We start from the raw sequence: 19,223 nt of genomic DNA, 5'->3' as shown, positions 1-19,223 counted from the left end.
GTTTTTTTCGTTAACCGAACTTTGGTTAACACATCCTTAAAGGATAAAATTGTGACAACTTCATTTAAAACCTTGAACCTAAGACCTGAGCTAACTGAAACACTTGATAGCCTTGGCTACACAGAGATGACGCCTATTCAGCAGCAAGCACTGCCTATGGTATTAGCAGGTAAAGATGTTATTGGACAAGGTAAAACGGGTTCAGGCAAAACGGCAACGTTCTCGTTGGGCCTACTAAGCAACCTCAACGTAAAGCGTTTCCGTGTACAGACTTTGGTTCTTTGTCCAACGCGAGAGCTAGCAGACCAAGTAGCGAAAGAGATCCGTACGTTAGCGCGCGGCATTCATAACATAAAAGTGCTAACACTGTGTGGCGGTATGCCAATGGGCCCGCAAATTGGTTCACTTGAGCATGGCGCGCACATCTTAGTCGGTACGCCAGGTCGTATTCTTGATCACATGTCTAAAGGACGCATTAGCCTTGATGAGCTAAATACCCTAGTGCTGGACGAAGCGGACCGTATGCTAGATATGGGCTTTGAAGATGCGATTGATACCATCATTGATGCAGTACCGGCTAAACGCCAGACACTACTGTTTAGTGCAACCTTCCCAGACAACATCGACTCTTTGGCTGCCAAAGTGATGGTTAACCCAGAGATGGTTAAGGTTGAATCAATGCACCAAAAGAGCACCATTGAGCAACGTTTCTTCAAATTGAATACCACAGAAGAGCGTGATGATGCACTAGAAGCTCTTTTACTTACGCATAAGCCAGAATCTTCAGTTGTGTTCTGTAACACTAAAAAAGAAGTACAAAACGTAACAGACGAATTAAGTCACCGTGGTTTTAGCGTGGTTGAACTTCATGGTGATATGGAGCAACGCGAACGTGAACAAGCGCTGACGATGTTTGCCAACAAGAGTATTTCTATTCTTGTAGCAACTGACGTAGCGGCTCGCGGTCTAGACGTTGATAACCTTGATGCCGTATTTAACTTTGAGTTGTCACGTGACCCTGAAGTGCACGTACACCGCATTGGCCGTACTGGCCGCGCAGGTTCGAAAGGTGTGGCATTTAGCTTCTTCAGTGAAAAAGAAGAATACCGTGTTGCGCGTATTGATGAATACATGGATATCGCAATCAATGCATCAGAGCTACCTGAGAAGCCTGTTGAGCGCGCTTTCTATCCAAAGATGCAGACGATTCAAATCTTAGGCGGCAAAAAGCAAAAGGTTCGTGCTGGTGATATCTTGGGCGCGCTGACTAAACAAGCAGGCTTAGACGGTAAGAAAATCGGCAAGATTAATATTCTGGCGATGGTTTCTTACGTAGCGGTTGAGCATGACATCGTTAAGCCGGCTCTAAAGCAATTACAAACAGGCAAAATGAAAGGGCGTAACTTTAAAGCTCGTATCATGAAGTAATTCTTAAGCTTGTAGTATGAATACGCAAAACCCCACCAATTGGTGGGGTTCTTTCGTTTGTATGGCTGGGATTAAATGTTGTGGAATAAGATCTCTAGCCTAATCGTGGCTTTGAATTCACCTTCGCGCTCGGTGTCAGGATCTTTAGACCAATTGTATTCCGGCGTTAATTCGTAAAAGAACCAAGGGCGCAGAATGTTTTGACGATAGGTGACTGACATGTGCGTGTTGGAAATATAATGGTACGGACGATTAGTGCCAGTTGTACTTAATTGATAGCTCAGTGCTTGCTGGTCTGAGATATGTTGATAAAGGGTAAGTCCCGAACCCAACGCCCAACCTTTAATATCATCTTCATAGGTGGCGAAGTTGCTCCAACGAAGTAAGAATTCAGGGCTAATTGAGTAATCAAGATCGAGCTCAGTTGATTCGCCAGTCAGCTTTTTATTTTGATACACTTTTTGCGTTGCGCGCAGCAGCAGATCTTCAGAGATCGGGTAGGTGTAACGGAAACGTGCCTCTGCACCAGGGTGAGCGGTTATTTTGAAGTTAAGACTGGTTCGCTCGCTGTTGAGCCAGTCGTATCGCAGCGCGAAGACATTTTCGGCATCGTCGCTGTTATTTGGGAATAGGCCAAACAGGTCATCTTCATCATCTGACTCAATGACCAGTTTTAGTCGCTTGGTCACTTTAGGTAAGTAAAAGCGCGCTTTTAAGCGGGTCTTATACTGGTAGCCTTCTCCCTCGACATAAGAAAAGTCATTTCGCCATCGAATCACACTGCCAGCATTGGCGTCTTCATCAATACGCTCATCAACAAAGAAATTATCAAACCATATTGCTGGCTGACAAACACGGCTATTTACGTAGTTAAAGGCGGTATCAAGAATTTGCGCTGAGTCGGGCTGGCTGTGACACGAAGAGTAATCGACTTCGTCTTCAGCCAAACAAGTAACGCTTACAAATAAGAATGGGAGAGCAATTGAACGCAATGGAAATACAACAATAGAAAACTTAGAGATAAGTATGGCGAGGATAGATTCGCTTGGTCAATAACTAAGTTAATTCAGGGCTAGAAAGTAAAATGCCAATCGCAGAAGTGATTGGCATTGGCAATGATTAAGATTGAGCGATTTGCGCGTACTGGCGAAGTAGGTCGGTCAAAGTAGTCACCCATTCAAGCGCATTTTGTGGGCTCTGCTTAAGGATAACCTCGACGTGGTTACAGTGGGTATCAAGGGGAATCGCACGCTCAAGGTGGAAAGAGACCGTATAAAAGTGCCACAGTAATAGACGCTGCATGCGCAGAATGTTTTGCTCTTTGTTCTCTGATTCACTGAACAGGGCAGGAAGCTCGCTGAGCGCAATCGCATTCATTCGAAGCATGGCATCAAACTGCGCTTCTTGCAGCTTATCTTCGTTTTCAGTTTCACTTTGCTCGAAAGTAAAAAGCTCCGTCATGGACTCTTCAGGAACAAGTCGATGAACCATACGAAGGCTAAGCTCTTCGAGTTCATCTCGAGACATTACAGAGAGAGATTGATAAGTGTAATCGCGTTGCATTGTTTTTCTCAGAGATGATGAGTAGGGCAGGTATTCTAACGGCTCACAGGCAGATTGCTAGTACAGATGCGTGTCAGAAAGGCAAAAAAAGCCCCGCAATTTGGCGGGGAAACTTTATTGTTGTGCTTGCTAGGTTAGCCTATGACGTTGTTAGAGAACTTATTCTTGTCGTAAATCTCATCCATTAAAATTAGAAGCTATTGATAACTTAGCCAGTAAATAATAAATATTTGTTCCCTTTCGCTCAAAAAATGTGATGTCGATTCAACAAAACTTCGAGCAAATTTCGCCATTCAATTTGTCAAGATGACGTTAAACAGAGGACTAGATTTAGTCATTTTGATTGAAATATGAACGCTTGAACGTTTGCGTAAAAATATGTGATGAATATCTCACTTGCGCCGCTATACTTTCCGCCCGGTTGAGAGTAATCGCTCTACCAATACAAGCCGTCACACGGAATGGTGAATGACCCCACGGACAGGACCAGCTATCTATTCAATGCTTGTAGAGGTAATTTTAAATGAATGTGTTATTTGGCTTAATCGGTGTGGCATCTTTGCTGCTTTGTGCAGTGTTGCTATCAGAAAGTCGAAAATCAATTAACTGGAAAACAGTGTCGCGCGCTTTAATGCTTCAAGTAGGCTTTGCCGCGTTAGTCTTGTATTTTCCTTTAGGCCAAGCGGCTTTAACATCCTTAAGTGGTGGTGTTTCGAGTCTATTGGGCTTCGCCGATGAAGGGATTAAATTCCTGTTTGGTGATTTAGCTAGCACTGGCTTCATTTTTGCGGTTCGCGTCCTTCCTATTATCATTTTCTTCAGTGCCCTTATTTCTGCCCTTTACTACTTAGGCATCATGCAAAAAGTTATCGAGTTTATCGGTGGCGGCATCCAAAAATTCTTAGGCACCAGTAAAGCAGAGTCGTTAGTTGCGACAGGTAACATCTTCCTTTCACAAGGTGAATCCCCACTTCTTGTTCGTCCTTTCCTTTCTCGAATGACTCGTTCTGAACTGTTTGCTGTAATGGCTGGTGGTATGGCATCGGTAGCGGGTAGTGTACTTGGTGGGTATGCGGGTTTAGGCGTTGAGCTTAAATACCTAATTGCTGCAAGCTTTATGGCGGCACCAGGTAGTTTGATGATGGCTAAAATCATCGTACCTGAGCGCGACACACCAGTTGATCAATCGGATATCGAGATGGATCAAGCGCAAGAAAGCAACGTGATTGATGCACTTGCAAGCGGTGCGATGAACGGTATGAAAGTTGCGGTTGCGGTAGGTACTATGCTGATTGCTTTTGTTAGTGTTATCGCAATGGTTAACACTGGTCTAGAAAGCCTAGGCGAAGTAGCGGGCTTTAGCGGTATTACACTGCAAGCGCTATTCGGTTACCTATTCTCGCCACTAGCGTGGTTGATTGGTGTACCTTCAAATGAAGTACTGATGGCTGGGTCATACATTGGTCAGAAGATCGTAATGAACGAGTTCGTTGCTTTCATCGACTTTGTTGAGCACAAAGCGCTGCTATCTGAGCATACTCAAGTAATCGTAACTTTCGCACTGTGTGGTTTTGCTAACATCGGTTCTATCGCTATTCAGCTTGGTTCTATCGGTGTGATTGCTCCAGAGCGTCGTTCGGAAGTTGCAAACCTAGGTATCAAAGCGGTACTAGCGGGCACATTAGCTAACTTAATGAGTGCGTGTCTAGCGGGTATCTTTATCCTGCTTTAATCAATACCTAATTTCCAAATCTAAAGCCCAGAGTGAATGCTCTGGGCTTTTTTGTATTGGTTTGTTGTTTTTGGTTTTCGCTTTTGGTTGTTGCTATTCGGGCTACTGGTTTCGAAGCTGCTCGGTAATGTAATCAATAAACCCGCGTAACCTTGCTGGCATATATTTCGTTTGTGGGTACTGCATGGCGATCGCACCGTGGTAGTTACTCTTGATTGTCCAATCTGATAAAACAGGCACCACTTGCTTTTGTGCGATGGCATCAGCAATCACAAAGTCATGAAATATCCCAATTCCTAGCGCATTTTTAACTCCCGTTAAGCGCATCTGGGAATGGTTTACCGCGTAACGACCTGAAACAGAGACTGAGTGGTACTCGTCGTCTTTGAAGAAGTCCCAAATATGGTCACGATCGTTTTCCGCCAGGTATAAACAATCGTGCTGCTCTAACTCAGTTGGGTGTTCTGGCATTCCTCGTTGAGCGATGTAATCCGGACTCGCACAGAGTACTAGGTTGGTTTTACTGACTTCTTTAAGTACCAAGTTTTCATCCGGTTTATCAGTCAGTTTGAACGCCACATCAATGCCATCACGAATAAGATCAATCTCCCCATCTGCAACACGCAGTTTAAGCTGTATATCTGGGTATTGTCGTAAGAACGGCACAACGTGGGGCTGCAATACAGAGTTTAGAAAGGCTTCTGGCGCTGCGACGGTCAGTGCACCAGACATCTCTTCATGGGCCGATGTTGAAAGCTCAACCGCTTGTTTGGCGGCATTTAGCATTACCATTGCTTGGTCGTAAACTTGCTGGCCCGCGCGAGTGATAATGAGTTTACGCGTAGTACGTTCAAACAGTTTGACCGACAGTGATGACTCTAGCCGAGTGACCAGTTTACTCAACGCAGAAGGCGTTACGTTCAACTGCTTCGCCGCCGCGGTAAAGCTGCCTTCATCGACAATAAGGATGAAGCTGGCAAGATCAGGAAGTAGGGCGATGAGTTTGGTATTTTTCATAATCCGTTGTGGTTAATTGTTTGTTAATAATGTTATGTTGAGATTGCGATCGCAGTTTATGACAGCACTGTACGATATGTTGAAAGGGTCGTAATAGTCAAAGGAGATGACTTATGCAGCAAGCCACTACGTTACTCGATCTTTGGTCCATGCTTGAAAACATCTTATTTGCAACATTGGGTGTGTTCGCATTTTCTGTAATGACATTAATGCTCGAAAATCGAGAGTAAAATCTTGTTTCCTCAATATGACTAGCCTTTGACGGGCGTACCATGCCACGTTTGGTCGCCCTTAGGTTTTTTCCCGCGCATCAGCTTCTAAGCTTACCCCATTCAAACATCAATAATAACAACCTTATAAGCAGCAACCTGTGACCTTGGTCATTAAACGCTCTTATTTGTGCCTTCAGTTCACTAATGTTTTTCCACTCGATGGGATAATGAAAATTACGTGCTTGAATTACACTTAAGACATTAGATTTTGCTCTTCAGATCTTGTTTGTCACAGCAAGGCTGAAGACGGGAAGCAAGTGAAACGACTTGCCAATAATAACTAGGAAGGAATTTGCAATGTCTTCTGCATTCTACAATCAGATCCAACAACAAATCGAAGAAGTAAAGGCGGAAGGCCTTTATAAGTCTGAGCGCGTAATTACTTCTCAGCAGCAAGCCGCTGTTAAGATCTCAACAGGTGAAGAAGTACTGAACTTCTGTGCAAACAACTACCTTGGTCTAGCGAACCACCCTGAGCTTATCGAAGCAGGTAAAGCGGGTATGGAACAGCACGGCTTTGGTATGGCGTCTGTACGTTTCATCTGTGGTACTCAAGATATCCACAAAGAGCTAGAAGACAAGCTATCAACATTCCTAGGTAAAGAAGATACTATCCTTTACACATCATGCTTTGACGCGAACGCGGGCCTATTTGAAACAATCTTAGGCAAAGAAGATGCAATCATCTCTGACGCACTAAACCACGCTTCTATCATCGACGGTGTACGTCTATGTAAAGCAATGCGCTTCCGTTACTCGAACAACAACATGGAAGAGCTAGAGCAGCAACTTATCGCAGCGAAAGAAGCAGGTGCTCGCCACATTCTTATCGTGACTGACGGTGTGTTCTCAATGGACGGCGTGGTTGCAAACCTTCCTGCTATCTGTGACCTAGCAGATAAGTACGGCGCACTGACAATGGTTGATGACTCGCACGCAGTTGGCTTTATGGGTAAAACTGGCGCTGGTACGCACGAGTTCCACAACGTTGTAGACCGTATTGATATCATCACGGGTACGCTAGGTAAAGCAATGGGTGGTGCATCAGGCGGTTACACGTCTGGTAAAGCTGAAGTGATTGACTGGTTACGTCAGCGTTCTCGTCCATACCTGTTCTCTAACTCTGTTGCTCCGGCGATCGTTAACGCTTCAATCCGCGTACTTGATCTACTGAAAGAGAGTGGCGAACTTCGCGACCGTCTATGGGAAAACGCAGCACACTTCCGTACACGTATGGAAGACGCTGGCTTCACGATGGGCGGTGCAGACCATGCAATCATTCCAATCATGCTGGGTGATGCAAAAATAGCTGCAGAGTTCGCTGAGCGCGCACTTGAGAAAGGCATCTACGTAGTGGGCTTCTCATTCCCAGTAGTACCAAAAGGCCAAGCACGTATCCGTACTCAGATGTCTGCAGCGCATTCACGTGAGCAGTTAGACCGAGCGATCGATGCATTCATCGCAGTTGGTAAAGACATGGGCCTCATTTAATTTTCGCAATAGACGAAAACAGATAACACAAAATTATTGATTCTCGCCCGAACGGTGGGCGAGATGAATTGGGTAACAATATGAAAATCAAAGCTCTTTCTAAGCTAAAGCCTGAAGAAGGCATCTGGATGACTGAGGTTGAGAAACCTGAAGTTGGCCACAACGACCTTCTAATCAAGATTAAGAAAACCGCTATCTGTGGTACAGACGTACACATCTACAACTGGGACGAATGGTCACAGAAAACGATTCCTGTTCCTATGGTTGTTGGCCATGAGTATGTAGGTGAAGTTGTAGGTATGGGCCAAGAAGTTCGCGGTTTTAACATTGGCGATCGCGTATCTGGCGAAGGTCACATCACATGTGGTCATTGTCGTAACTGTCGCGGCGGTCGTACTCACCTATGTCGTAACACAACAGGTGTTGGTGTAAACCGCACGGGTGCGTTCTCTGAATACCTTGTAATCCCAGCGTTTAACGCATTTAAGATTCCTGCAGAGATCTCTGACGATCTAGCGTCTATCTTTGACCCGTTTGGTAACGCAGTGCACACAGCGCTATCTTTCGACCTAGTAGGTGAAGACGTACTGATCACTGGTGCTGGTCCAATCGGCATCATGGCAGCAGCAGTAGCTAAACACGTTGGTGCGCGCCACGTAGTAATTACTGACGTGAACGAATACCGTCTAGAGCTTGCTAAGAAGATGGGCGTTACACGCGCAGTAAACGTAATGGAAGAGAAGCTTGAAGACGTAATGTCTGAGCTCGGTATGACAGAGGGCTTCGACGTAGGTCTAGAAATGTCAGGTGTTCCATCTGCGTTCAACAGCATGCTAACTAACATGAACCACGGCGGTAAGATCTCTCTATTAGGTATTCCACCATCAGACATGGGTATCGACTGGAACCAAGTGATCTTCAAAGGTCTTATCATCAAGGGTATCTACGGTCGTGAGATGTTCGAGACTTGGTATAAGATGGCTTCATTGATTCAATCAGGCCTAGACCTAACTCCAATCATTACACACCATTTCAAGGTTGATGACTTCCAAGCGGGCTTCGACGCCATGCGTAGCGGGCTTTCTGGCAAAGTTATCCTTGATTGGGAGTAGGGTGCGACAGGGTTAACATAGCCTTATCGTTGTTCACCCATTCACTGATTACCTGAACAGGTGAATGGCAAGTATAGCCATATTTACCTATCAAAATGTCCCTTAAATTTATGGGACATTTTGGTATTCAATAAAAAGGCCTCTACCGGAGACGTTGTTCCCACTATTTGCGAAAGTGTTTCCCATTTCTTCATATTTTTCATAACTGATTTATCTTGGATTCTGACCTTACTGAATCAACGAAACAACAATAAAGGTCAATTATGAAAATTACTAACCCTATGCCATATGATTTTAAGAACTGGACGCGTGGAAACGCAGTAGAAGAGTGGGGCCCACATATTCCACAAGATACTTGGTTTTTAGAATGGCGTTGGTATACGGGCAATTTAGTCGGTGCAGATGGCGCTCGATACTTCATCTACCTAATTTTCCAACCTGGTGGCCATGGCTTCTACGCGCCAATCAATGCGGAAACGGGTAGAGACTACAAAATGGATGCACCTCTGACGTCGGTATTCTATCGCTTAACTAATGTCGATACTGGTGAAACAGTCTTCTACCATCAGGAATATACAGACATCAGCTACGACGATTTGTATGACGTTGAAACGAAAACTTGGCGTTACTCTGGTGAGAACTTCTCTGCAACTTTAAGTTGGGATGGAGACAGTATGCACTTAACTGCACAAGGTGAATCAGGTGTAATTGAGCTTAGCGCTAAAGGGGAAGCTCGCTGGTATAATGATCCAGCGTTAGATAAAGAAGGCTTTATGCGTGAAGGTGCCGGTTCAACATTGTACTACTCATGTCCAAACATGCCTTCTCATGGTCACTATGTAAAGCGTGAAGGTGATAAGGAAACACGTGTAGAGTTCGATGGTCGTGGTTGGCTAGATAATCAAGTGTGTGACTTGGTTGACCCTGACTCAATCAAATGGGAATGGACTGGCTTGTTGTTTGCTGATGGCGATCGCATCAACCTGTACAATTTCTTCCACGAGAATCTTCAAATGTGTACGTGGTTCAAAGCTGATGGAACACGTGAGCAAACGGATGTTGGCTTTACTCAAAAACAAAATGGTTATACCAAGCTTGAGTCAGGTATTTGGGTATCATATGGCTGGGACTTTGAGATTCCGGTTAAGGGTAAAAAATACAGAGTTGAGCCTTGTTGTCCAAACTTGATGCCAGCTATGGGGAAACCGGGTGGTATGTTGGAAACTATTGGTAAGTTGTTTGATGAAAATGGTGTTCAAGTTGGCTGGGCAACAACAGAGTCTATGGACGTCACTGAACTAGACAATGGTCCGAATGGTAGTCGCCAACTATAATGTATTAGTAGTGGCTCAAGCTGACACTTCAATTTGAAAGGAAGAGAGTTACCCACTTTGATAAAAGGTGCTGAATCCAAAATCAAAGACAATAAGAGGTAACTGTCATACTTCGTACTAGCAATCCAAGCATCAAACAAAAAGCCAGTTTCCTCTATACAGCAGAAGAGCTCGGCAATGTATTGAGCTGATTCAAGAAAATGAATGACGCCTCGACTAACATTGAGGCGTCATTTTTATTATCTGGTACAAAGTGATTTCTAATCACCAGTTACAGTTGGTAGTTAAACTCTAAACGGTGATCACCTTCACCGAAGTCGATATCAGCATTCCAGTTAGCAAAGTAACGCACGTTGAATTGTGGAGTAAATTGGTAAGACATTGCAAATTCGTGGAATAGTTGTTCACCTTCACCCATACCAAAGGCGTTTGATTTATAGAAATCGGATCCAGATAGAGCGGCCATGTACATAGGGTTGTAGTTAAGCCAAATCTTGTCGGTTACTTCAATCTTAGTGTAAGTACCCACTAAAGCGAAAGTACCAGGCATAGTATATCCGCTTTCTATACCATAATCTCCGATGGCGTTATTCTGAATGCTGGCACCAATACCCGCTAGAGGGAAAAACTGAACTGGACCAAATTTTGGTAACGCTTGAATGAAGCTGTAAGAGGCATCAGCACGCTCAGTTTCAACACTGTAAGAAATGTCGATCTGTGCGCCACGACCATTTTCCAAGTTCACAGTAAAATTTCGAAAACGAAATGAGTCGATCGAGTCATCACGTTGGCTACTACCGTCCCAGCCTAGTAACTCTCCGCCAAAGCCTTTAAGTTCAATCAAGTTCATGCCTAAAGTGGCATCTGAACCAGTGTCGTAAGTCTTACCTATTTTTAGATTGAGCCCTTTGTTTGTTGTCCCTGCGCCGACTTGAGTATAAATAGCAAGAGGATCGGACATATCTTGAACCTCTTCTTGGGCAAAAGAGGATGTTGAAGCTAGAAGGGAAGCAATAACTGAAGCCGATAAAATGATGTTCTTTTTCATATCGTTGTCACATAAGTAGATTAACTAAAAGCGAATCTATTCACTTTGCTTGAAGCTTGATAATGAAAAAAATAATATTCAGATATTCCCTAAATGAATATCACTATAATCATGCGATACGAAGAAATAGCTAAGGTTGATTTAAACTTATTAAAACTCTTAAAAGTTTTAGGTGAAGAGAGAAATACTCGCCGAACAGCCGAGCGTATGTTTGTAGGCCAATCGACGGTCAGTAAGTCGTTAAAGCGCCTAAGAGCATTGTTTAATGACGAGCTTTTTGTGCGCGAGCCCCATGGACTGCGTCCGACCCCTTTGTGTGAGCAAGTATTAGGTCAACTTCCCGGTGTTTTTGATGCAATTGACCGAGCTCTTAGCCCACACCGTACATTTGACCCAGCTAGTTACTCTGAAGAAGTTGCTATTGCAATAAATCCGTTATTTTACCAACCTTTGATCCGTAAGCTTTATCCAAAATTTAGGCATTTAGCCCCAAATGCATCTTTACGGTTTGTTAACTGGACAAAAGACACTGATACGATGTTGCAGCAAGGTCAAGTGACGATGGGAATTAATTTCGCTCCTATTGATTTACCCATAAATATTCGCAGTGAACTCATATGTGATGCAGAGTTCGGGCTGTGTTGTTCAACTAACGCGTCATTTAATATTGAAGGGATAAACGACAATTCTCTTAGAAAATATCCTTTGGTCCTTATGGTTATGCCTGATTTTGCAGACAAAATCAGTAAAGCTGAACAGATTTTATCCCAGAATCAAATTGAACCTAGCATTCTCCTGAGAAGTGATCAAATCGATATATGTTTCGACGCTTTGTTACGAGAGGATGCTGGCATGCCTGTTTCCTCGTTGGTTTCTTGCGTTTTACCTAAAGGCTTGACGGTTTTGGCTATGCCGGAGGAGTTTTCTTTACTGGATATTAAAATTGCTTTGTATTTTGCAGAGCCGTATCGATATAGCCCTAAGTTAGTGTGGCTGCGTTCTATCGTTGGTGAGACATTGCTTGAACTGATAGATGAAGCGAAGCAAAAGTGACCGATTTTTAGCATTCATGTTGATGTCGAGGTTAGCTAGACGAGTGTAGAAAACGGAGTAACGGAAAATTATGCCTTATGAACCATCAACATCAGCCTAAACTTTTGAGTCCGTCTCCGAGTTCCTAGCCAAAGTAGGTAGGGTTTTGAATGAATGGGGAATTGTCATTTGAACCGACGCTTCGATGGGTAGGAGTCGATCAGTCAGGAGAAAACTCTTGAGCTGAAGTTACTAAAAACTCTATGAGTGTTTTTAATGATGAAGATTGGTATTGGTGATTTGGGTACAATAACCAGATGTCTGTATTGAAAGTATGCTCTTTTTCCAACAGTTGTACGAGTTTTCCTTGTTTAATGTCTTTTTCACATATGATCCAAGGAAGTAATGCAATTCCTTGTCCTAACAGTGTTGCTTGATGAATTAAACTGATATCGTTTGAAACAAAATTACCCTGTCTTTTTTCAAGATCAAGGTCAGCACTTTCCCAAATTGATTCTATTTTATTGTCTGAATCGCGAAACCTTAAGCAGTTGTGATTGGCAAGATTCTGAATAGACTTAGGTTGAGGGTTTGATATTAAGTACTCTGGTGATGCTACGATTACCCGTTTCATTGTGAGTAATTTTCGACACTTCAAATTAGAATCATTTTGATCCCCAACTTTAATTGCCAAATCAATACCATTTTCAATTAATCCAATATTTTGGCTTTCTACCACAAGATCAAGCGATATGTTTGGATGGATTGTTTGGAATTTATTGAGATAAGGAAGTAGAGGTATTGCTGCGGGAAGCAATTGAATCCGGATTTTACCTTCTAAAGCTGTATGGCGGCTGGTTAACTCTTCAATAGCACTGTCTAAGTTTGAACATATCGACTTCGTTCGTTGGTAGAAAACTTCCCCCGCTTCAGTGGGTACAACGACACGAGTGGTTCGCTTAAAAAGAGAAACATTTAACTCTTCTTCTAGCTGAATAATTCTTCTACTGACATTGGTTACTGGTAACTCTAAGCTTTTTGCTGCAGCGGAAAAGCCACCGCATTCAACAACACTATGAAAAATCTTAAGTACATTGACGCTAATATTCATGTCAGTATTCATATTTGTAGAACGAATTGTTTATTTATTATACGCATCAAGGTGTGTATTGGTATTGAATTAACTAGTTAAAGGACATAACCAGTAATTTTACTGGTTATGTGTATCGCGTGATAGGTGCAGTGCTTTTTCTTTTGCGATGGTTTGGTAGCCGTGCTCTATCAGTGCATCTACCTGCTTGGGCTCTAGTGTGAAGTCGGTAGGAATCGCATTTATAAACTCTTGATTTTCAGCGTCAGTCAGATTGATATCGATAAAGTGTGTTTTGCGCCCAGGCTGGGCATGCTGCCAATTATCTAACTCTTCTTGAACCAACAATTTAATCATATCGTTATAACGATGAAGCTGGATGCCAGTAATTGCCCCTACCATATCGCTCGCGTTGGGTGTTGACGGTTTACTATCAATGCCCCTATCGGGGGTGGTAGCGGCATCAACGGAGACAACGATGACGGTATCGACATGTTGTGTCATTTCTTCAAACAGGTCATAGTTGCTTTGCATCAGATCGTAAAGCGCTAGCATGCCAAGGTTATCGGTAATGCCGCCATCAATTAAGTGAATAAATGGTCGAGACTCTTTATCGCCGTAACTCTGCAATCCTAAATGTTTGCTTTGAGTATGAGCGTTATCAGATTCTGTGAATTCATATTGATGTCGGTTGTGACAATGATCATGGTTTTCTAGCACGACTGGTGTGAAAATAAACGGCACTGCAGACGAAGCCGCAACAGCGCTGGCTACTGAGTAGTTATTGACATCAGAGCAGAGTAAATCGAAGTATTCTTGGACGAATGAAAATCGAACGCCACGACCGAGGTCAGTTGCATTGATGATGATCATGGGACCTTCGTCTTTCATATCGTCAAATGTTGAACCGCTAAATAGCGTTTTATTGTAAAAATCTGCTGCGGCGGTAGAGCGATCATCTCCTGAGAACCAGTAGCTTGGACTAAAAAGAATATTGACTAAGCTCTTACTCACATCACGATAAAGAAACTCTTGTTCATAACGAGTGAATATTTCATCTTGATACAGGCCGTAATACGCTGAAGTGAAACTACCACCTGATACAGAGCTAATAACCGACAGTTGTTCTAGCATATTTGTTTCAACGCCATGTTGATCGACATAGTTGTGATCACGTAGCCCTTGAAGTACCCCGTAGGAGAGAGCTGCTGCTCGTGTACCACCACCAGAAAAACTTGCGAGAACCAATACATTGCGACGTTCTTGCTGTTTGGCTTTTTCAATGACTGAATAGGGAGGCGTATTTGTTGGTGTCACTTCTGCATTCGTTATGTTTGAAGATGACGAGCAACCTGCAAGCAGCGTTGTGAGTGAAACTAAATAGATTAAAGGGTATTTGCATGCATATCTCATTGCGCACTCTCTTTTTGCAGAGAGCAAGCACGCGAACATAGCCTTTGCGTGCTTGCGTTATCATATCACTTGTCTTGTCTAACAAAGTGCTAATCGTGTCAGTATGTGGTTTACTTCCAGTAGCCGAATTAACCAGAATGAGCCACTGGGTTTGGCTCAACTTGCCAGTCTCCACCCAAAGCTTTGTATACAGCAACAGTAGACTGAGCCGTTTGAAGTTTGGCGGCGACTTTTCGATCTTGCATCATGCGTTGCTGCCTTTGAGCATCGAGCACTGACAGATGGTCAATCAACCCGGCTTGATACAATGATTTCGCTTTGGATACAGCTTTGCGGGTGGCATGTAATGCGTTATCTATCTGCGCTTGATTTTGTTGGCTTCGTCCATAGGCAAATAGAGTTGAATCCACTTCAGTAATTGCGGAGTCAACCGCATGTTGATAACCCAACGCAGCCGACTGGAAACGAGATTCATTTAATTCAACCATGGCATCCGATCTGCCACCATCAAATACATTCCAACTTACCCCTGCTGATCCAACCCAACCAAACGAGTCGCCGCTAAATAGATCGTCAAAGTTGCTAGCAGCCACACCTGGTGTACCCGTTAAGAAGAACTTTGGATATTTGTTTGCGATGCTGGCAGCGAGCTCCTCATTAATTGCTGCCATTTCACGTTCTGCTATGCGGATATCAGGTCGACGTTGCAGCAGATCTGATGGTAGTCCAACGGGAATCACGCCATCGAATGTTGGCACACCTTGTACATTTGCTAAACGAACATCGACTTGTGATAGTGGCTCACCAAGCAAGATAGCTAAACGATGCTTGTGGACTTGTTCGGCGATCTCAAGTTGTGGGATGAGGGATTGAGTTGCTGCCAACGCTGCCTGTGCTTGAGCGTAGTCAAGTTCAGAACCGTAACCACTACTGACCACTTTTTCGACCAGATCGAGCGTTTTACGTTGGTCTGATATATTGTCTAACGCAAGTTGCTTTCTCTCGCGTGCTCCCTGATATTGAATGTAATTGTGAATCAAATCCGCTGTTATCAAGGTCGTTAGGCCATTTTGCATCAGCTCTGCTTGCTCGACTCGAATGGCAGCAGCAGTACTTTGCCTATCTAGGCGGCCAAAGAGATCCAACTCCCAAGAGATAGACGCCCCTATAAAACCGCCATCATGTTGCTCGTCTAGAAGAGTCATGCCTGTAGCCCCTTCAACGGTATTAGATAGATCAAACACAGGACCAAGCAGTGAGTCGTTCTGGCTCAGTTGGTAGTTTACGTAGCCGCCGCCAACGTTGATAGTCGGGACTTTGAATGAATCCACCATGCTCTTATAAGAGCTGGCCATTTTTACGCGCTCAGCGGCGATCAAAATGGGTATGTTTTGTTTCTGAACATCACGTACCATCTGGTTGAGTGTATCGTCTTGAAGTGACTCCCACCAAAAGCCAGACTCTTGCTGCGTCGAGCCATGGCTATTTAAGTATGTGTCCGAAATGGAAACCGTTGGTTGTTGGTAGTCTGGGCCAACCGCACAGCCACTAAGTAATAGTACAAGTGCGACGGCAGAAAGTTTATGCGCAGTAAAACGTTTCATTAGTAATTCCTATGCATTATCAGTGGCTGTTACGTTATTGGTTGAAGGGGACGGTGACTCACTGCGAGCGGGATCGTCTTTACTTACCAACTTATACAGTGCTGGCATGACAAGCAGTGACAACACGGTTGCTGCTGCTAGTCCACCAATGATGGTTGCTGCCATTTGGTCAAACAGAAGGTCACTCATCAGCGGGATCATGCCCAAAGCCGTTGTTAATGCGCCCATGGAGATCGCCATCGTGCGGTTGATGGTGGCTTCTTTGATCGCATCAGAGAGGTTTTTGCCGTTTCTACGTTCCAGTTCAATCTGGTCCATTAATACGATTCCGTTTTTAATGATCATGCCTGTTAAGGTGACCGCGCCAATCAACGCCATAAACCCAAAAGGTTTGCTGAATATTAGCAATGAGAAGCTGGCTCCAATTGAAGCTAGTGGTAAGGTAGTCAGAATGATTAGAGGCTGCTTAAATCCATTAAACATTGCTACGAGAATAATCACCATGATTAGCATCGCTTTTGGCAGTTGCTTTAGAATATCAGTGACCGCTTTATGTTCATCGTAGTACTCGCCTCCCCATTCCATGCTATAGCCTGGTGGTAGTTCAATCGCTTCAATCTCTGCCTTGATGGCATTACGAACACGAGCTGGCGTAGTGTAATGCTGGATACCTGCTTGAGCGGTGATGGTTTTAACGCGATCTCGTCGCCATATCATGCTTTCTTCTGCTACCAGTTCAAAGCGATCGACAACCTGGCCAAGTGGCACAGTATGCAGGCCAAGAATGGATTTCACAGGAAGCGTTTCAAGTGATGCCATCGTTTGGTTAGAACCGCGCAGTTGGATAGGAATAAGTTCCTCGTTAAGATTCATCTGGCCCAATGGCATACCATCAGAGCCTCTCTTTAGGGCAAAAGCGATGTCAGCACGGTTGATTCCAGCTAGCCTTGCTTTTTCTTGGTTGATGACAGGAACTAACGCTTTGCTCTGCTGACGCCAGTCATCACGAACGTATTTCGTATCTGGGTGGGCCGACATAATTGTTTGCGCTTGACGCGACAGTTCATGCAACACCATAGGATCTGGGCCAGAGAATCGCGCTTCAACTGAAAATTTGTCAGAGGTTGCCAACTTCAACGATCTAAAGCGTGGTTCAGCATTCGGGAATTCATTCGCTAACCATTGGTCTCCGCGAGTAACAAGGCGCACAATATCGTGGAATTCATGTACGTTGATGAGAATCTGACCATAGGCAGGATCAATTGGCTCTGGTTCTACCGTGACCGAAAAACGTGGTGCACTCGAACCCACCGCGGTAGAGATAGAAGCCACCTCTGGTTGTTTAATCAGCCACTGCTCAATTTTTGCCATGTCGGCGGACGTTTGTTCAATCTTCGCGCCGTTTGGTAACCAATAGTCTAGAAATACAATGGGTCTGTCTGACTGTGGAATAAAGTTAACCGCAATGTAGGGAACGGCGATAGCAGTAGCGATTAGCAGTGGAATCAGGCCAGACATTGCTTTAAGCGGATTATCAACAGTCCAGTGAACAAAGCGTTTGAATAGGTTTAGCTTACCGTCTTCGTTTACAGCAGTGGGTTTGAGTAGTAACCAGCACATCAACGCGGTAAAGGTCATAGCGACAAACCAAGATAGCAACAGCGATGCAGCCACGATGTAGAATACCGAGCTGGCAAATTCCGCAGCGTCAGTTTGTGAAAAAATCACGGGACTAGCACCCATTATGGCGATTACCGTCGCGCCAAGTAAGGGAAGAGAGGTTTCTTTTATTGAATCAATAGCTGCTTGGGTGCGATCTATGCCCTTATTCATTTTAGAGATCATCATATCGGTGATTACGATAGCGTTATCCACCAACATCCCAAGCGCGAGAATGAATGTACCTAGCGAAACTCGATGTAGATCGATCTGCTGAATATTCATGTAGATCAGTGTGAGGAGAATGGTGATTAATAAACTCGAACCGACAATGGCTGCGCTTTTAAAACCCATGAATATAAGCAATACAACAAAGACGATCGCGACACTTTCTAATAAATTGACAACGAAGTCATCAATGGCTTTCTGTACCTCTTCAGGTTGATAAGCCACAGTCGAAATATCGACCCCTAAAGGCAGTTCTTGTTCATACTCTTGAATGATTGTGCGAATTGTATCGCCCAGTGATACAACGTTAATGCCGTCGACAGGGCTCACCGCTAGCGTGACCGCAGGTTCGCCGTTATAGCGGTTTTCAGTCAATGCGGGTTCTAGGTATCCCATCGTTACGTCGGCAATGTCTCCTAGTCGGATCAAGCCTGAGCTTAGTTCACTTACACCACCTCGAATGATGAGGTTTTTTACATCTTCTAATGACTGAAACTCGCTACGTTGTTGAATGCGTATGCGTTCATGCCCAGCACTGAACCGACCGGCTTCGAAGGTCATGTTTTGGGTATTGAGTTGGTTCCACACCTGCGAGATAGAAAGTCCATATTGGCTGAGGCGCTCATCTGGAATATCGATGTAAACCACACGAGGTTGAACGCCGTGAAGCTCAATTTTTTTAATGCCTTTTACAGTCTTAATGCGACGTTGCAGCTCTTCTGCATAACGACGTAGATCGCTAGCTGTTGCATCGCTGCTGTGAATAGAAAAGAGCATGCCATACACTTCAGAGAACTCGTCTTGGACAATGTTGATTTGTGCCGTCGACGGGAGTTGTAGTGATACATCGTTGATCTTACGTCGTAAAATATCCCATTGTTGGGGAAGCTTGTCTGAGCTTAGCGATTCTTTTAAATCGACAAACACCATTGAAATACCGGGCTTTGAGAGTGAACGCAAGCGGTTTAACTCTCCCATCTCTTGTAGTTTCGTTTCAATCGTATCGGTCACCTGATACTCAACCTCTTCGGCTGAAGCTCCTGGGTAGAGTGTAACCACTACGGCTGTCTTTACTGTAAAGCTGGGATCTTCTAATTTCCCCAAATCAAAGTATGAGTAGATACCAGCGAAGATCGAAAGCACAGTAAAAAACAGTACGAATGTGCGCTGCCTAATTGCAAACTCTGCGAGATTAATCAT

General features: G+C 44.1%; 14 protein-coding genes. 6 read left to right on the top strand and 8 right to left on the bottom strand.

Going from position 1 to position 19,223, the window contains the following annotated elements; translation table 11 throughout:
• Positions 1–51 precede the first annotated feature (51 nt).
• Complete coding sequence (gene dbpA / locus ACHUFZ_RS05805) at positions 52–1,428, top strand: ATP-dependent RNA helicase DbpA (RefSeq protein WP_394126301.1); 1,377 nt, start codon at positions 52–54, stop codon at positions 1,426–1,428.
• 71 nt (positions 1,429–1,499) lie between these two features.
• Here dbpA and ACHUFZ_RS05800 read toward each other — a convergent pair whose 3' ends face one another.
• Complete coding sequence (locus ACHUFZ_RS05800; protein WP_394126300.1) at positions 1,500–2,375, bottom strand: hypothetical protein; 876 nt, start codon at positions 2,373–2,375, stop codon at positions 1,500–1,502.
• 172 nt (positions 2,376–2,547) lie between these two features.
• Complete coding sequence (locus tag ACHUFZ_RS05795; protein ID WP_394126299.1) at positions 2,548–2,991, bottom strand: exoribonuclease R; 444 nt, start codon at positions 2,989–2,991, stop codon at positions 2,548–2,550.
• A gap of 523 nt (positions 2,992–3,514) precedes the next feature.
• Here ACHUFZ_RS05795 and ACHUFZ_RS05790 point away from each other — a divergent pair.
• Positions 3,515–4,723, top strand: coding sequence for a NupC/NupG family nucleoside CNT transporter (locus ACHUFZ_RS05790; RefSeq protein ID WP_053439208.1), 1,209 nt, complete (start codon positions 3,515–3,517; stop codon positions 4,721–4,723).
• A gap of 102 nt (positions 4,724–4,825) precedes the next feature.
• Here ACHUFZ_RS05790 and ACHUFZ_RS05785 read toward each other — a convergent pair whose 3' ends face one another.
• Positions 4,826–5,740, bottom strand: coding sequence for a LysR family transcriptional regulator (locus ACHUFZ_RS05785; protein WP_394126298.1), 915 nt, complete (start codon positions 5,738–5,740; stop codon positions 4,826–4,828).
• A 569-nt stretch (positions 5,741–6,309) separates the two neighbouring features.
• On the opposite strand from ACHUFZ_RS05785, the gene ACHUFZ_RS05780 reads away from it, so the two are divergent.
• The 3 genes from ACHUFZ_RS05780 to ACHUFZ_RS05770 all read left to right on the top strand — a co-directional run bounded on the left by ACHUFZ_RS05780 (position 6,310) and on the right by ACHUFZ_RS05770 (position 9,949).
• Positions 6,310–7,503, top strand: a complete 1,194-nt coding sequence (locus ACHUFZ_RS05780) for a glycine C-acetyltransferase (RefSeq protein ID WP_394126297.1) — start codon at positions 6,310–6,312, stop codon at positions 7,501–7,503.
• Positions 7,504–7,583: 80 nt separating this feature from the next.
• Positions 7,584–8,615, top strand: a complete 1,032-nt coding sequence (gene tdh / locus ACHUFZ_RS05775; protein ID WP_394126296.1) for an L-threonine 3-dehydrogenase — start codon at positions 7,584–7,586, stop codon at positions 8,613–8,615.
• 263 nt (positions 8,616–8,878) lie between these two features.
• Positions 8,879–9,949: a lipocalin-like domain-containing protein gene (locus tag ACHUFZ_RS05770; RefSeq protein WP_394126295.1), complete on the top strand. Its 1,071-nt coding sequence runs from the start codon at positions 8,879–8,881 to the stop codon at positions 9,947–9,949.
• A 271-nt stretch (positions 9,950–10,220) separates the two neighbouring features.
• On the opposite strand, the gene ACHUFZ_RS05765 is transcribed toward ACHUFZ_RS05770, so the two are convergent.
• Positions 10,221–10,997, bottom strand: coding sequence for a hypothetical protein (locus ACHUFZ_RS05765; RefSeq protein WP_394126294.1), 777 nt, complete (start codon positions 10,995–10,997; stop codon positions 10,221–10,223).
• A gap of 111 nt (positions 10,998–11,108) precedes the next feature.
• On the opposite strand from ACHUFZ_RS05765, the gene ACHUFZ_RS05760 reads away from it, so the two are divergent.
• Positions 11,109–12,050, top strand: coding sequence for a LysR family transcriptional regulator (locus ACHUFZ_RS05760; RefSeq protein ID WP_394126293.1), 942 nt, complete (start codon positions 11,109–11,111; stop codon positions 12,048–12,050).
• 199 nt (positions 12,051–12,249) lie between these two features.
• Here ACHUFZ_RS05760 and ACHUFZ_RS05755 read toward each other — a convergent pair whose 3' ends face one another.
• The 4 genes from ACHUFZ_RS05755 to ACHUFZ_RS05740 form a co-directional block, all read right to left on the bottom strand.
• The gene (locus ACHUFZ_RS05755; protein WP_394126292.1) at positions 12,250–13,140 is read right to left on the bottom strand and encodes a LysR family transcriptional regulator; all 891 of its coding nucleotides are present in this window, start codon (positions 13,138–13,140) and stop codon (positions 12,250–12,252) included.
• 99 nt (positions 13,141–13,239) lie between these two features.
• The gene (locus ACHUFZ_RS05750) at positions 13,240–14,532 is read right to left on the bottom strand and encodes a patatin-like phospholipase family protein (RefSeq protein WP_394126291.1); all 1,293 of its coding nucleotides are present in this window, start codon (positions 14,530–14,532) and stop codon (positions 13,240–13,242) included.
• 128 nt (positions 14,533–14,660) lie between these two features.
• Positions 14,661–16,136, bottom strand: a complete 1,476-nt coding sequence (locus tag ACHUFZ_RS05745; RefSeq protein ID WP_394126290.1) for an efflux transporter outer membrane subunit — start codon at positions 16,134–16,136, stop codon at positions 14,661–14,663.
• 9 nt (positions 16,137–16,145) lie between these two features.
• Positions 16,146–19,223 carry an efflux RND transporter permease subunit gene (locus tag ACHUFZ_RS05740; protein ID WP_394126289.1) on the bottom strand — a complete coding sequence of 1,026 codons (3,078 nt, stop codon included), beginning with the start codon at positions 19,221–19,223 and terminating at the stop codon, positions 16,146–16,148.

This window comes from Vibrio hepatarius (assembly GCF_043642085.1).
In the GTDB taxonomy this organism is placed as follows: domain Bacteria; phylum Pseudomonadota; class Gammaproteobacteria; order Enterobacterales; family Vibrionaceae; genus Vibrio; species Vibrio hepatarius_C.
This window is presented reverse-complemented; position numbering and strand designations above follow the sequence as displayed.